The organism is Streptomyces sp. S6, assembly GCF_054880855.1.
Genome location: NZ_JBTYMC010000008.1, coordinates 1 through 16097, shown reverse-complemented (window position 1 = coordinate 16097; position 16097 = coordinate 1). Strand labels below are relative to the sequence as shown.

At 68.6% G+C, this 16097-nt stretch carries 8 protein-coding genes; 5 read left to right on the top strand and 3 right to left on the bottom strand.

The window, feature by feature from the left end; translation table 11 throughout:
* Positions 1-34: 34 nt before the first annotated feature.
* The 5 genes from ACVNF4_RS02210 to ACVNF4_RS02190 all read left to right on the top strand — a co-directional run bounded on the left by ACVNF4_RS02210 (position 35) and on the right by ACVNF4_RS02190 (position 7478).
* Positions 35-2131: a penicillin acylase family protein gene (locus tag ACVNF4_RS02210; protein WP_461800908.1), complete on the top strand. Its 2097-nt coding sequence runs from the start codon at positions 35-37 to the stop codon at positions 2129-2131.
* Complete coding sequence (locus tag ACVNF4_RS02205; protein WP_461800907.1) at positions 2118-2693, top strand: GNAT family N-acetyltransferase; 576 nt, start codon at positions 2118-2120, stop codon at positions 2691-2693. Before ACVNF4_RS02210 ends, ACVNF4_RS02205 begins: the two co-directional genes overlap by 14 nt.
* Positions 2690-3157 (top strand): cupin domain-containing protein, encoded by a 468-nt coding sequence (locus ACVNF4_RS02200; protein ID WP_461800906.1) that lies wholly within the window; start codon positions 2690-2692, stop codon positions 3155-3157. The genes ACVNF4_RS02205 and ACVNF4_RS02200 overlap by 4 nt, the downstream gene beginning before the upstream one ends.
* Positions 3158-3251: 94 nt before the next feature.
* Positions 3252-5183, top strand: a complete 1932-nt coding sequence (locus tag ACVNF4_RS02195; RefSeq protein WP_461800905.1) for a copper resistance CopC/CopD family protein — start codon at positions 3252-3254, stop codon at positions 5181-5183.
* Positions 5184-5975: 792 nt separating this feature from the next.
* Entirely contained in the window at positions 5976-7478 is a 1503-nt protein-coding gene (locus tag ACVNF4_RS02190) for a hypothetical protein (RefSeq protein ID WP_461800904.1), read from the top strand.
* Positions 7479-7992: 514 nt separating this feature from the next.
* Here the strand turns inward: ACVNF4_RS02190 and ACVNF4_RS02185 are convergent.
* The 3 genes from ACVNF4_RS02185 to ACVNF4_RS02175 all read right to left on the bottom strand — a co-directional run bounded on the left by ACVNF4_RS02185 (position 7993) and on the right by ACVNF4_RS02175 (position 15786).
* Complete coding sequence (locus ACVNF4_RS02185; RefSeq protein ID WP_461800903.1) at positions 7993-9369, bottom strand: IS1380 family transposase; 1377 nt, start codon at positions 9367-9369, stop codon at positions 7993-7995.
* A 175-nt stretch (positions 9370-9544) separates the two neighbouring features.
* Positions 9545-12526 carry an RNaseH domain-containing protein gene (locus ACVNF4_RS02180; RefSeq protein WP_461800902.1) on the bottom strand — a complete coding sequence of 994 codons (2982 nt, stop codon included), beginning with the start codon at positions 12524-12526 and terminating at the stop codon, positions 9545-9547.
* 92 nt (positions 12527-12618) lie between these two features.
* The gene (locus tag ACVNF4_RS02175; RefSeq protein WP_461800901.1) at positions 12619-15786 is read right to left on the bottom strand and encodes a hypothetical protein; all 3168 of its coding nucleotides are present in this window, start codon (positions 15784-15786) and stop codon (positions 12619-12621) included.
* Positions 15787-16097: the final 311 nt, after the last annotated feature.

Below are 16097 nucleotides of genomic sequence, written 5' to 3'. Positions count from 1 at the left end.
GCAAGGCTAACCTAAAGAACGGGGAGTGCCCAGAATGACCACCGAGATCTACCGCGACCCCTGGGGCGTCCCCCACCTTCGCGCCACCACCCCCCTCGCCCTCGCCCACGCGCAGGGCCTCGTCACCGCCCGTGACCGCGCTTGGCAGTTGGAGGTGGAACGCCACAGGGCACAGGGGACGTCGGCGGCGTTCCTGGGGGCGGACGCGCTGTCGTGGGACACGTTCGCGCGGCGGGCACGGCTGGCGGACACGGCCCGAAGATGCTTCGAGAGGCTGGAGCGGGAGGATCCGGAGACGGCGGGGTGGGTGCGGGCCTATGTGGAGGGGGTCAACGAGGGGTTGGGGGTGGGGGGCGCGGGTGCTTCGGGGGCTCGCCCCGAACGTCCCCACCCCGCCCCCGAGTTCGCCCGCGTAGGCCTCACCCTCACCCCCTGGTCCCCCTGGACCCCCCTCGCCATCTGGCTCTCCGTCCACATCCTGTTCGCCGGTTTCCCCGCCAAACTCTGGCGCGAGGAGGCGATTTCGCACCTCGGCCCCGACGCGGTCCCCCTGTTCGCGACGGACGGCCCGGCCACCTCCGGCAGCAACGGCTGGCTCCTGGACGGCAGTCGGACGGCCGACGGCGGTGCCCTGATCGCGGGCGACCCGCACCGGTTCATCGAGGACCCCGGCATCTACCAGCAGATCCGCCTCGCCTGCGACGAGTACGACGTCGTCGGCCTCGCCGTCCCCGGTGTCCCCGGGATCGCGCACTTCGGGCACACGGGGACGGTCGCGTGGGCGATCACCAACGCGATGGCCGACTACCAGGACCTGTACCGGGAGAAGCTGCGCCGGACCGGCGCCGGGGTGGAGGCGCTGGACCCGGACGGAGTGTGGCGGCGGATCTCCCGGCGCACGGAACTGATCGAGGTGGCGGGTGAACTCCCGGTCGAGGTCGAGGTGTTGGAGACACCCCGGGGACCGGTCGTCGTGGGCGGGCCCGAAGGGCTGGACGACGGGACGCCGTCGGCGCTGAGCCTGCGGTATCCGCCGCGCGTGACAGGTGAGTTGGGGTTCGGCGCACTGCTCAAGCTGCTGCGGGCGCGTGAAGTGGCCGACGTGGACGCCGCGTTCGACGACTGGTGCGAGCCGGTGAACGTCGTCCAGGCCGCCGACACCGCCGGGGGCACCCTGCACCGGGTCGCCGGCCGCGTCCCCGTCCGTGCGGAGGCGGGCCGCGTCCGAGTGGTCCCGGCCTGGGAGCCCGGTCACGACTGGACCGGCTGGCACGACATGCCCCGCGCCGAACTGGCCGACGGCATCGCCGTGATGGCCAATCAGCGGGGCCTGGCAACGGAGTTGGGCGTGGAGTTCGCCCCGCCCCACCGGGCCGACCGGATCCGCCGGCTCCTTCAGGAACGCCGCCGGTGGACGCCGGAGGACCTCGGGGCGATCCACATGGACACCCAACTGGCGTCGGCGGAACCCCTGTTGAGCCGGGTCTCGGAACTCGATGGTCTCACCCCGGCCGCGCAGGCCCTCCGGGACCGCCTGCTGAACTGGGACCGCCGCATGGACGCCGCCGGCACGGAAGCGGCGTCGTACGCGGCCCTCCGCAGCGAGGTCGTCCGCCGCCTCGCCGCCCACCCGGCCTTCGCCGCCCTCACCACCCCGCCCGCCTACCCCGACGTCCTCCTCCCCTGGCTCGCGCTCACTCCCCGGATCGGGTTCGCGCTCGAACACCTGCTGCGCGCCGACGAGTCGGCGGCGCCGTTCCTGGCGGACATCGACCGCGACGGCGTCGTCCGCGAAGCCCTGGAGGCCGTCGCCGTCCGCCCCGCCGCGAAGTGGGGAGACACCCACCGTCTGACCCCCTGGCGCGCACTCCCGGACGACACGTACGAGCCGCCGCCCCTCTCCGGGGACCACGACTGCGTGCTGTGCACCTCGGCGGTCCCCGGGGTCACCGACCGGGCGGCGCGAGGGCCGGTGGCGCGGTACGTGTGGGACGTCGCCGACCGGCGGCGCAGCCGCTGGATCGTCCCCGAGGGCGACCAACTCCCCTTGTGGCTCAGGGGAGATCTGGCCCAGGTAGTGACCGACTGGAACCGACTGCACAAGGAGCGGCAGCACGATGTACGTCCATGAACAGACCGTCCCCGGCTTCGGCGCCGTCCGTATCCGTCCCCTCGACCCCGAGGGCGACGCGCGGACGGTCCACACCTGGGTCAGCGCCGAACGCGCCGCGTTCTGGGGGATGAACGGCCTCACCGAGACCCAAGTCACCGAGATCTACGGTCACATGGCGACCCTGGACACCCATCACGCCTTCCTCGCCGAGCTGGAGGGCGTTCCGGTGGCTCTCCTTCAGCTGTACGACCCGGCGGCGGACCGGGTCGGTGCGTGCTACGACGTCCGGCCGGGGGACGCGGGGGTGCACGTCCTGCTGGCGCCGGGGGAGCGGCAACCGGGTTGGTCCGCCGCGCTGTTGGGGGTGTACGCGGCGTACGTGTTCCTGGTGCGGGGGCACCGGAGAGTCGTCGTCGACCCTGATCCGGACAACGCGAAGGCGGTGGCCCGCTTCCTGCGTCAGGGGTTCACGGCGGGACCGGTCGTCACGCTCCCGGAAGTCGATCTGCCGGACGTGCGACTGCCCCCGAAGCGAGCCCAACTGGCGTTTCTCGCCCGGGAGGTAGCCTTCCCCGGGTGACCCCGGAAGACCTGATCTCCCACTACTCCCTGCAACCGATCCCGCGCGAGGGCGGCCTCTTCCACCGCACCTGGACCGGCCCGCCGACCCCGGACGGCCGCCCCGCCGGCACGGCGATCGTCGCCCTCCTGCGCGCCGACGAGTACTCGGCCCTGCACCGCCTCCCCCACGACGAGACCTGGCACCACTACCTCGGCGCACCCCTGGAGATGCTGCTCCTCGCGCCGGACGGCACCTCCCGGACGGCCGTCCTGGGCCCGGACGTCCTCGACGGCCAGGCCGTCCAGCTGACTGTGCCCGCCCGCACGTGGATGGGTGCGCGACCGGTCGGCGGGTGGACGCTGTTCGGCTGCACGATGGCCCCGGGGTTCACCTATTCGGAGTACGAGCACGGGGAACTCGGGGTACTCACGGAGAGTTATCCATGGCAAGCGGAGCGTATCGGGCGGCTGTGCAGGCCGTGAGGGGGGATTGCCGGTGGGGCAAGTGGTGAGCGGAGGGAGGACCGGAGCCGTACGTACAGGGAGATATGGACTCAGGGGGCCGTACGGAGGCGGAGTGAACGACGTGGGTGAGATACGCCGAGCGCTGCGGCGCGGCGCGGTACTGCTGGGCACGCTCCTGGTGCTGCTGGTCTTCGGTGGCGCGGGGACGGCGTCGGCGCACGCGGCGCTGGCCGAGACCGGCCCGGCCGACGGGAGCGTCGTCCCGACCGCCCCCCGTGAAGTCACCCTCAGATTCACCGAGTCGGTGGGCCTGCTCGACGACTCGATCCGCGTCCTGAACCCCGACAACCGCCGGGTGAAGACGGGCGAGGCGAGCCATGTGCCGGGCCGGTCGGACGCCGTGCGGGTGTCCATGCCGGCCGACGCGGGCACCGGCACCTTCACCGTCGCCTGGCGCGTCGTCTCCGCCGACAGCCACCCCGTCTCCGGCGCCTTCACGTTCTCCATAGGCAAGCCGTCCCCGACGCTGGCCCCGCTCTCCGCGGGCCCGACGGAGAACCCGACCACCAACAGCGTCTACACGCTGACCCGTTACGTCGCCTACGTCGCCGCCGCGCTCCTCATCGGCACGGCCGTCTTCATCGCCGTCTGCCGCCCGCCGGACACCCGCGCGCTGCGCCGTCCGCTGCGGGTGGGGGGCTGGACGCTGGCCGGGGCGACCGTCTTCCTCCTGCTGCTGCGGGGCCCCTACGAGACCGGGACCAGCCTCGCCGGGATCTTCGACGCGTCCTCCCTGTCCCGGACGATGACCACGCGTCCGGGGCTGGCGCTGGTGGCCCGGCTGCTGCTGCTCGGAGTGCTGGCGCTGCTCATGTGGCAGAAGTGGTGGTCCAAGAAGGTCACCCTCGCGGCCGGCGCCGTCACCATCGTCGGCCTCGCGCTGACCTGGGCCGCCGCCGAGCACGCCTCCGCGGGGATCCAGGTGCCGGTCGCGATGACCTCCACGGTCCTTCATCTCCTGTCCATGGCCGTATGGTTGGGGGGTCTCACCTCTCTGTTCTCCGTGCTGAACCGGAGTTCTGTTCCGGTGCCCGCGCGGGTGATCATTGCCTTCTCCCGTACCGCCGCGACCTGTGTCGTCGTCCTCGTGGTGACGGGTGTCTACCAGTCCTGGCGAGGTCTTGGTTCGCTCACCGCGCTCACCGACTCCTCCTACGGCCGCATCCTGTTCGCGAAGCTGGCGGCCGTGGTGACGCTGCTGGCGGTGGGGGCGTGGTCGCGGGGGGTCGTGAGGCGGTTGAAGGCGGCCGAGAGCGAGAGCCAGAGTGAGACGAGGGGAAGTGCGGTGAGTTCTGTACTTGAGGTGCGGGAGCGGGTGGGGGTCACCGGGGGGGCCATGGGGGCCGAGGGTGCCGTGGGTGTGGTGGAGAGGGAGCCGGAGGGTGTCGGGGCGGGTGGCGCCGGGGACACCTCCGAGGTGCCGGACTCTCCGGCCCCGTTGCTGAAGTCCCGCCCCGATCCGGAGGAGTTGACCCCGGCCGAGGACGCGCACCGGCGGGCACTGCGCCGCTCCGTCCTCCTGGAGGTCGTCGTCTCCGTCGTCGTCCTGGTCATCACGACCGTCCTCACCGGGACCCTGCCGGGCCGTGCGGAGGCGGAGGCGGCGACGGCCTCCAGCGCGGAGACCGGCATCCTCACCACCTCCGTCTCCCGTGTCCCCTTCAGCCTCACGGTCCCCGGCAAGAAGGCCGAGGGCACCGTCCAGGTCACCCTCAACCCCGGGCGCGTCGGCCCCAACTCCCTCGAAGCGGTCGTCTACGCCGCCGACGGCGGCTTCGCCACCGTCCCCGAACTCCGCATCTCCTTCAGCCTCGACAGCCAGGACATCGGGCCGCTGGCGGCGAAGCTGGTCAACAGGGGCGGGTACTGGGCCGCTGACTCCGTCAGCCTTCCTATTGCCGGGGAGTGGACGATGCGGGTGACGGTTCGGGTGTCGGAGGTCGATCAGGTGTCGGTGGAGCAGAAGGTGTGGATCCAGAGGTAGGGGAAGGGGCGGGGCTGCGGGCCGAGGTGGACAGGCGGCGTGGGGTACCTCGGCCGGGGCGGTGAGTGGGGCTGGGGGAGCCCTGAGGGGCAGGTGCTGTCACAGCCCCGACGCCGTCAACGGCGGATGTGTCGCCGGACCCGGCAGCGTAACGGGGGGTGGTTCCGCTGCCGGGTCCGGTGACGGTGCCGCTCCCCGTCCCCACGGGACACGGCACGTGCCGGAACCACGTCCGCTGTGGGCGGCTCCGGGGCGCTGGGGCCCTGACTTGCGGGGCCGTTGCCGGTCAGGGGCGGTGGTGGCCCCAGCCGTGCCAGGAGGCGGCGAACGCCGTCAGCCCGGCGCCGAACAGTCCGACGGCGGCGCAGAGGAAGGGCGCGCTCACTGTCGTACGCCGTTCTGTGCCGGCTTGGACGGGGACTTGAGGGCCTTCCAGAGAGGTATGACGACCACGGTGGTGTCCGGCATGGGGTCACTCCTGGGTATTACGGGGTCGGTGGGGGGAGTCGGCCCTGTCATACCCGTAGACCGAGCTGCCGTGGGAACGACGCTCCACCCGTATGGGGGCCGGGTGGAACAGGAACAGGCTACTTGCACTTTCAAGGTTTGGGGTGGCGGTTGAACCGACTCATACGGTTCCCGCACCACGGCGGCACACGGACCGGCACCCCCGTGTGAACACCAGCACGGTCCCGCCAGAGAACCTCCGGCCCTTTTCAGCCATCTAAAGGACGGGCCCCGCACATGTCGCCGTGAACGGTGTGGGGCGAGAGGGACCGAAAGGGAAGAGACGTGCCGGTCATCGGTCAGCGAACGCACCTCGTGCTGCTCGCCGCCTGGACGCTTCTGTGGTTCGCCGTGGTCGAGCCGCACGGCGGTTTCTCCTGGCACTACCTGCGCACCGGCGGCCAACTGATCTACGGCGGCGCGGGCGGCGGCCTCAACCTCTACGCCCACCACCCCGAACTCCAGATGGGCCCCATCAGCTTCCTGGTCGCGGGCCTCTTCGACCCCTTCCCCGAAGCCACCGGCCAGTTCCTCGCCGCCGCCCTGATGTCCTTCCTCGGCCTGGTCATCCTCGTCCTCGTCGGCCGCAGCGCCGCCACCCACCTCCTCGGCACCGGCACCAACCACCAGCGCCTCCGCCAACGCGTCCTCGTCGCCGGCCTCGCGTTCATCCCGATGTGGATCGAGGTCTCAGTCCGCTTCGGCCACCTGGACGACGTCCTCGCCCTCTTCTTCACAACCCTCGCCGTCCGCTCGCTGACCAGAGGGAAGGTGGGGCTGGGCGGGGTCGGTGCGGGGGCGGGCGGCACCGACCCCGCACCGACCGACTCACCCACTGGGACGCCCCGCGTCCAGGCAAGGCTGGCCCGCATCAAGGCGGCGATGACCGGCATGGGGTCGGGGTCGTACGGGGCCGGCTCGGGGTCGTACGGGTCCGGCTCAGGGGCGTACGGGTCTGGTTCGGGCACGGCGTCGCATGGCTCCGGCTCAGGGTCGTACGGGTCCGGCTCGGGGTGGGCCGGCCCGGGTTCGGGGTCGTACGGGGCAGGCTCAGGGTCGTACGGGTCCGGCTCGGGGTGGGCCGGCTCCGGGACGGCGACGTACGGGTCCGGCTCGGCGGTGACCGGCGTCGGAGCGGCGGCGTCCCGTTCCACCGCCGTCATGACCGGAGCCTTTCTCGCGCTCGCCCTGGACTCCAAACCCACCGCCCTGGTCTTCCTCCCCCTCCTCCTCGCCCTCCCCCGACGGGACTGGCTCCGCGCGTTCCTCGTCTGCGCCGCCCTCGTCGCCGCCGCCTGGCTCCCCTTCTTCATCGGCGCACCCCACTCCTACGCTGCCGCCCAGTTCACGATCCCCGTCCAGCCGGCCTCCCCCCTCCGCTGGCTCGGCGTCGGCGCCCCCGACACCCCGGCCTGGGGCCGCCCCGCGCAAGCCGCCCTCGGCCTGGCCCTCGGCTGCTTCGCGGTGTACCGCGGACGCTGGCCCGCCGTCGTCCTCCTCGGCGCCAACGCCCGCATCGCCCTCGACCCCAGCGTCTACACCTACTACACGGCCTCCGTCGTCCTCGGCACCCTCCTCTGGGACACCATCGGCCAACGCCGCCTCATCCCCTGGTGGACCTGGATCGGCCTCCTCGCCCTCTACGTCCCTGTCCTCACCATCCCCGACGACTCGGCCCGGGGCCTGATACGACTGGCGTTCGTCGTGGTGTCCACGGTGTACGTCCTGTTCCGCCCCCTCCGCCGCCGCACCCGGGGCAAACGCGCCGCCCCGGACGAGGCCGGGTGAGACGGCAGAAGGAAGCCGAGGGAAGCCATGGCACTGGTCGGCAAGGGGTCACGACAGATCGTCGTCGGCCGTCCACCCCGGAGCGAGCCGCACAACGTCGAAGGGCCCCACCGCGAACGGTGGGGCCCTTCGACATCGTGCCCGGTGAGGCACTGGCGGAGGATACGAGATTCGAACTCGTGAGGGGTTGCCCCCAACACGCTTTCCAAATGTTCGTTTGGGGGTCCGGCGGGGGTCGTAGATGTCCTGAGCTGCGGCGGAGCGTTCGGGGTGACTTCGTGCGGACGAGCCCGGACGGGGGTGAATGAGACCGGAACTGAGACCAATCAGTCCCGGATTTCATGATCATCTAGCCTCGAAGTTTCGTGACGGTCCGCCGACGGAGTCGGCGGGCCGTTTTCGTGCTGTGGGCTGAGGCTGTGCAGGCCGGAGACCCGAGTGTCGCCTCGGGGTGGCGCCGGATTCCACTGCTCCGGGTGTTGCGGTGCTGTCGAAGGGACGGGGAATCTGCTGGTCAGCCAGGGCTGGGCAGTTGGGTGAGCCGGTCGAGGGCTGCGGTGATGTGGCTGGTCCAGGGCCAGTGCCGGGCCACGCGGAGGATCCGCCGACGGCCGGTGGTCACAAGCTGTCCGGCCGCGGTGAACAGGCGGAGCCGTAGTCGGCGGGGCTCCCAGCACCTGGCCTTGCCCGTCAGTGCGAGCATCGGCATCCAGGCCAGCAGGTCGAGAGCGATCTGCACGATCTCCAGCCAGATCCGGTTCTGGGCCGTGCGGTGCAGGGGCAGGTTGCGCAGGCCGGTGGCCCGGGCGGCGCGGATGCGGTCCTCGGCCCGGGCCCGCAGCCGGTGACGGAGCTCGAGCTCGGCGATCGGCCGGTAGGGGGTGTTGGTGGCGAAACAGGTCAGCCGCATGCCGTCCGCATCCGTGAGCCGCAGCTGGGCCCCAGGGTGCGGCCGTTCCTTCCTGACGATCAGCCGCATGCCCTTGGGCCAGCCGTCCAGAACGTCGCCGGAGAGTTCAGCGACCCAGGCCCCGTCACGGATCTCGCCGTCCGCCTCGACGGCCGCCGTCCAGGCCGACGCCGGAACCTTCAGCACATGCTGGTGGATCGCCTCGGTGATGACCATGCCGACCGAGTAGGACAGCCACCGTCCTCGCTGGGCGAGCCAGGCGACGAAGTCGTGGGTGCCGCCCGCGGAGTCGGTGCGGATCAGGGTCCGGCGCCCGCGCCGGTACTTCTTCGGGAGCTGGGCCAGGGCCAGTTGGGTGGCGGTGACGTGGTCGGTGGCCGTGTTCGAGCCCGCGTTGCCCGGTCTGAGTAGGGCCGCCACCGGCTCACCGGTGCCGCCCGGTCCGTGGTCGACGAACCCCATCAGCGGGTGGTGACCGTAGGTTCGCTTCCACGTCGGTGCGGCGTCCTCCTTGTCCGAGTGCGCGATCACCAGCACCCCGTCGAGGTCCACGGTCACCGTCCCGCCCGCATCAGGCGCTTCCCGGTCGGCCAACTGCCAGGCCCGCCGGCGTGCTTCGGCCCGCGCGGCACGGATGGCCCGCAGGGCTTTCTCTCCGGAGGCTGCGAGGGTGTCGACCAGGCGGGAGACCGTCGGGTCGGAGGCCACCGGCCCGAACACGGCGGGCTCGGCCCGCAGCATGCCGACATCGGCCAGGCAGTCCCCGCCCAGCGCGACCGCCAGCGCGACGTCCAGGAGGATCTTCCCTGGATCATGGACGGCCCGGGATGTGCGCCACGGTGCCAGCGCCGCGGATATCGCCTGGTCGAGGCCGGTTCTACGGACCGTCTCCACCAGCAGGACCGAGCCGGCCTGCGAGACCACCTGGCGGCCGTCTCCCTGGACACGGACACGCGGGTACGACGCGATAGGCTCTCTCACCCGGAAAGTGCTCTTTTCCTCGCAGCAAACAGGACCCTCAGCAAGTCCTATCGTTGCAGGTCAAGAGCACTTTCTGTGTTTCTGATCAGCCTGCGGACAGGCCACCTCATGAAAGCGCGAGGCTAGGAGTTCTCGGGGCGCGCCAAGCCAGTAGGGGGGCTGGGACGACGTCGGATTACACGTCGGTACCGCAGGCTTCCTTGAGGATCTCGATGCTCTCTTGGTCCTTGGGCTCGGAGCGCCGGAACTGGGGATGGCCAAGGTCCATTTGCAGTGCGGCGTGAAGTGGCGCGGGGTAGCGGGTTCGGTCGGACCACGAGAGTGCCTGATGGCTGAGTCGAGCTGCGGCGACGGCGAGGGTCTCGCGCTCGTACCCCTTGCGCGTGTACATCGGCGTGATTTCGCGCGTGGTCATGCTGTACCAGGGGGAGTTCAGCTCGTTCTCCTTGCGCTCGTCAGCGTTCTTTGACGCCTTGCCCGGGTCGGCGCGCCAGCGGGTCTTCCACTGTCCGTGGCGCTTCTTGCCGTAGTTGCGGGGCTCGGTGAACAGGAACCATGGATGCCCCTCGGGACGGTCTTCCGGGTAGTAGAGGTCGCTGGAGGTCCTGAGCGGCTTGGTGGTTCCGTTCTTCAGCTTCTCGGTGACGCAGACGAGTCGTGGCATCTCGGCCTGCGCGCAATTCATGCGAATGATGCTGACGGGGTTCCAGGAGGCAGGAAGGCCGCTGCCGGGAAGCCACAGGCGGGGGTCGTCCGGGTCCGGGGTGAGACCCTGCTTGTTGTTGTGGAGGCCGGGCCACACGCGGCGGCTGGCGTGGCCGTCGATCATCAGTGCGTACGGGAGCCCATCGAGTTCGTCGCTGAGGTCTTGGAGAGCGGTACGGACGTCCTCGCCGGCCTGTGCCCAGCGCTGCATTTCGCCTTGGCCGTCCTGTGTGTGCAGAGGGTAGTTGGAGGCGTGGAAATTGCTCTGCGCCCGCGCGTAGTGCTCCCACTGCGGGTGGATGTTGCTCCAACCGAGCATGCGCCAGGTCTCGCCGGCCTTGCGGGAGGGGATCACTGCGGTGGCGGTGATGATCCTCTTGGGCTGTCCCTTGTACTTGCGATCGGTGGCCTGCTTGCGGATGTGGATGCCCACGAAGGCCATACGGGGCAACGGATACGGGTCGTCTTCAGGGTAGAGAGCACGTTCGAACCGGTCGTCGATCACGCCGCACGAGCGGTACAGGTCCAGCTGTCCCATGTAGACGCGGTGGTCTTCGAACGCCGCAGCGGGCTTCTTGACGGTGCTGAATGTCTTGGTGAACGGGTCATACATGCGGCCGACCAAGAACTGAGACGGCACTGCCGCCTTTGCGAGCTCCCGTACTACCTGGTGTTTGGCGTCATTCTCGGCGAGGGCGGCTTTCACCTCGGCAGGTTTCATGCCTTCGTGCTCTTCCCCGCGGACGGGGAGCTCCGTCTCGCACCAGGCGGCGAGGAGCACACCTGGCTCTGCGAACTGGCTGATGAGGGCCTCGACGTCTGATGCCCTCTCCTTACCAGGACCGTGCTCCAGCAGAGCCTTGGCGTTGCAGAAGACCGCCTCGATGCCCTCCGCGAGAGGCGTGGTGTCCTTTCCGTAGGGGTCGGGGTCGATGTGTTTCGGATCGAGGCCGTAGGGGTGGGCGAGACCATGGATCATGCGTGTGAGGGTCTCGTCCCGGTACCAGAGACACAGAATGCGGAGTCTGGTGTAGCCGGCTGTTTCGATGGAGCGCCGGATGCTGTCGGGCGAGGGATTGCCGATGAGGTCGATGTAATCCCCATCGCTCTTTCGCTTCTTCTTCTCCTTCTCCTGCGTCGAGGTGGCAGGTTCGTGGTGCCGCTTGCCGAAGACATTCCCCTTCGACTTCAGCTCGAGCAGGGAGACGTCGTCGCCGAAGGCGCGCTGGATCTGGTCCTTTAGGAGAGAGAGGTGGTAGATACCGGCGCCGGTACCAACGGCGAAGGAGTCAGTTTTAGGCATGGTCGGCCGGATGGCGCCGGGCGCGGGCGTGAGAATGTCGATCCTCTTGCCGTCTTCGTCCTTGAGGCTCAGGCGGTGGCGTTCGTCGGCAACGCGTTCCTCCAACGCCGTGAGCGTTGTCCGGTCGGCGTCGAGTTTCGCCAGGATCTCCAGCGCGTGCTTGTTCGCCTGGCGCAGGCCCCATCCGTCCAGAGAGAGTGACAGCAGGGGGCGCTCCGTCCCTTGATCGAGCAAGGCAGTGCGCGCGTGGACCACGGTGTTGTTGACGCGGCGGATGTGTGCGTTCAGGTTCAGGACGGGGTTGGGCTCGGCGGTGTAGGTGGCCATCTTCACCGAGACTCGGGACATGGCGTACTGGACTTGCGCCCGTGTGGGGTCGTTGGGACGAGCTGTGGCGGCTTCGCTGAGGTTGACGGGGTGGGCCAGGGAGGCGAACAGCGGGCCGATGGGGTGGTCCCATGCGATCAGATCGCCGTCGCTGTCGGGTCGGTAGTACACGGCCGCGGTGTTGGTGGACGGCTGCCAGTCGACGATCCGTTCCTTCAGCACGCCGTCTTTCTCGTATGGCTCACGTACCGGTTCCACTTCCGTGTCCAGGAGCGGCTCAGCGGCCAGCTTCTTCGCGATATGCCACTTCACCGCCTCATAGGCCCAGCTGTCAGGGCTGGCTGGCCTGCCGTCCTGCTGGGCGAGGATGTTCTCGGCGAGACTGAGTGACTGCGGCGTGACACCGGCTACCAGTTTCGCCAGGGTGGGTTCTTCCATGAACGGGATTTCGTCGAGAGGGATCTTGCGGACGATCCCTTCCAGGTAGACGAAGACGTTCTTGAGGACGCCGGGTTCCACGGGGCTGAGCGTCACCATGAACGCCAGGTTTCTGTCCAGGTACACGTACCCGTCGGTGATCTGCTGGAGAACGGTGACCGCGATGGAGTATGGAATCAGGAAGGGGTCGGAGTCCTGTACGCCCGTTATCCGCTTGCTGTTGCGGGCGGCCGTGCTGCCCAGGTCGCGCCAGGCCCTGCGCGTTGGCGAGTGGTAGTCACCGAATTCCCAGACCAGGGCGGTCATGCCGTCCAGGAGCTGTGGGGTGCACTTGATCGATGTGGTGTGCGCGGTGAGATCCCGCTGCGTGTTGCGACGCCCCATGGACGGTCTTACCTCTTCTCTCGGCTCTTCTCCCGGACAGGAAAAGCAGCCCCCGCCTGCGCCGGGGAAGGACGGGGGCAGATGTAGGTCGTTCAGAGCATCTCGCGATCGAGCCCTGCGTAGGTGAGAAATGCCTGAAGTGCTTGACCGTAGAGCTCATTCATGATCGCGCGCTGCTCTGGGTTCCAGTCGGCATAGATCTGCTTGATGATCGTGGCCAGGTCGGAGCTGAACTTCTGGTCGTGGATGGCGTGGTCCACGATGTGCAGGGTCATGTCGGTCTCGCCTCGGCGGGCTCGTCCGGCGAGTTGGATGAGCAGGACGAGCATTCCTGCGACAAGTTCCTTGCGCAGGTCGTGGTCCATGTTGGAGAACCGGGCCGGGGAACGGAGGATCTTCGAAAGTTGTTTCCAGGAGGCTTCCTGGGCGCTGCGCAACTTGGCCAGCGGGGTGTCGCTGCCGCCGACGGGGAGGGTGTTGACGCCGGCGGCGTTGACGCTCGCGTGCAGCCAGTCGGTGTCCTCGATGCTGAGGACGGGCCGTACACAGAGGTAGATGTCGCGGACTGCGGAGCGTGTGCCCACGACGATGTTCAGACCTCGTCCGATGACAGCGAGGGGGGCGATCAGGATTTCCCCGCGGTCGGGGAAGTCCTTCAGTTCCTCGCGGACCATTCTGTCCACGTGAGGAGGCAGGTTCTCCTCGTAGTTCTGTTTCTCGGCTTTCTTCACGAGCAGGCAGATTCGGTGGTTCAGGCCGTCGGCTTGCGCTACTCCGGAAGCGAGGTGGGCGGCCTGCTCGTAGGAGTTGACGGTGAGAATGACACGGGCTCGTTCCGGCTCCCGCCTCTCCAGGTGGGCCAAGCGGCGGGCGAGCTGCTGCTCGTAGAGTCCCCGCCCGAGATCTCGCAAGGCGTTGGGCTTCAGTTCTGGTGGCAGACCACCGATACGCATCGCATCGCCCGCGCCACTTCGTACCGGAGTTGCGAGGGTGACGATGGATTCGGGGCGTGTATCGGGAAGCCACCATCGCACCGGGGCGTGGATGTGCTCCTGCACGGCCTGCGGCAGGTAGGCGGTGGCCGACAGCCCCATGACGGGCCGCTGTACGCCGGCAGTCAACAGCGACGTGAGGCCGCCGAGTTCGGAAACAAATGTATGCGGATCGCCTCCGAACGAGCGGGAGAGGAGCTCGGCTTCCTTCTCCTTGTTGTCCATGCCCTTGACCTGGTAGCCATGGATGGAGCGGCCCAGCATCGCCAAGGGATACAGAGTGGCCACTGTGCTGCTGCGCATGGTCTCAAGGATTTTGCGGACCGAGCCCAAGTCGAGGTAGCGCAGGGTCTGTGCCTGCGCGCGCAGTTCGTTGAGTGCGCCGTCGAGTTCGCGCAGCACTGTCCGGGTGACCAGCAGGTTGATCACAGCAGCCTGCCGGTGTGCGTCGGGCACGAGCCCGAGGAGAAGCTTGCGCATTTCGTCGCGGGTGTCCGTGAGATGGTCCTGACCGCGCTGCGCTGTGAGCGTCATCAGGGCGGTCTGAACGGCGTCCCAGTCCGCGCCTTTGGGGAAGTCGAACTCTTCCTCCTCCTGCTCAGAGCCGTACCAGCGGGCGGGCATGATCTCGTTGAGGAAGGCGAACAGCTCGGGCGGGATGTCCTCGGCCGCAGTCGCTTCGGGGAAGAGGATCTGGAGAATCTCGCGGTCCCGTGAGTGGGCCAGACGCCATCCGGTGTTGTCACGGCTGGCGCCGTCAGGGCCGTCCGTTTCGTTGCCGGGATTCAGCTTCAGCCCACGTCCGGAGCAGAGCCACAGCAGCAGCATCTCGGCCATGAGGCGGGCATGGCTGACTGGTGAGACGAGCCCCATCTCGTGGACAACGGGAAGGTTCTTCGCGTCGGAGTCGATCTCCCGCAGTGCGGTTGTCCTCTTCCGGGACGCGAGAGTGATTTCCGAGGTACAGCGACTGATCGCTGCTGTCTGGAAGGCGTCGATCTCGTCGATCACCAGTGCATCGCAGGAGCGGAGGGTCATCTCCAGGACGCTCATGCCCCGGGTGCCGCGCGCTTGACCGCGGAACTCCTGCCCGTCCAGCACGACACCGATGCGAGTGCGGCCTTCGAGAAGGTTTGCGTGGTTGGTGACGATGACTGCCGCGTTGGTGGCTTGGTAGAACTGGTGGAATTTGCCGCACGTCGGTGCGAACGGACAGGTCAGCCGGTTAGAGCCAGTGGCCTCTGAGGTCAGCGAGGTGCAGTTCTCTTCCCCGTAGGGGTACAGAGTGGGAGGGTCCATCAGCGCCCGCTGCGCGCATCCGGTCGACAGAAGGCTGATGTCCGTCCTGGCGTGACGGTCCCACTCATCGATCTGGGTGGAGGTGCCCAGGGCTGCGTAGTCCATGGCGCGCCGGTGCATGCTTGACGGGGACATCAAGGGCGTGCAGTGAGTGGGCTCGGTGAGACGTTTGATCTTGTGGAGATAGGCCAGATCGTTGTTGATGTCCCAGGCCATCTCCAGGGTGGCCCGGACGTCTGTGACGGCGAGAGCGATGCGACGGTCGTTCAGAGCGGCCCAGGAGGCCAGAACCCTCACCAGGACGGTTTTGCCGCTTCCTGTGGGAGCGTTGAGCAGCTGCAGATCGCCAGCAGTCAGGTCAAGTTCGGTCAGCGCCCCCGTCGTCGTCTTCATGCTCTTGAAGAACCGCTTGAGCACCTTGTGCAGGTAGCGGACGCGCTTGTCCTGCCCGCTGAGTGTCTTGGCGACCTCCAACAGCTGATCCACGGTCGGTGCGACGCGGTCGCGCTGTGGGCGGGTGTGCACCTGAGGCAGGACTTCGTGTCCGGGCGCTTCCAGGAAGCCCGGCGTTGCCGGGATGTGGATCTCCCGGCTGGTTGTGCCGTGCTCCGGGCCCAGGTAGGCAGTCCTCGTCTTCAGCTTTCCAGGGCCGGCGAATGCCTGTGCCTTGGGGCGCTTGCCGAAGGTAAAGAAGGGGCCGGTGACGCGTTGCACGTACCCGAGGAAGTCACCTCCCATCCGGGGGATCGCTGCTTCTGCCAGGTACGGGTCTCCGGGCGGCAAACGCAGCGAGCCTCCCGAGCGGTCTTCGATGTCCGGCTCGGACGACAGAACTCCGAGCATGGCCAGCACCGAGGCCCTGAGCTTCTTCGTGTCCGTCCACTCCTGAGTAGCTGTTGTCGTTCCGATCTTGAGGGGTGTGCGTCGAACAGGAGTCTCGATCGGGTGGTTGCCACTGGCTGCGGGCATGAAGGCAGGGCCTCTTGGTAGCTCGGGGTTGCGAAGCCAACCGAGATCCAGGAGACCCTGTTGCCGCAGTTCTACGTGCTCATGCCGGTGGAGTTCAACTCGGCTGCACCGGCGTGTGATTGTGTCGCTCACCGGTTCGGAAACGCGGCCGATCACCCGGAACGTGTTCGGCGGTATCCCTCGGACATGACGGACGCGGAGTGGACCGTGGCCCGGCCGCTGCTGCCCGTGCCGGGCTGGCTGCGCGGCCGGGGCGGACAGCCGGAGGCGTACTGCCACCGGGCCATACTCGACGCGATCCGCTACCTGGT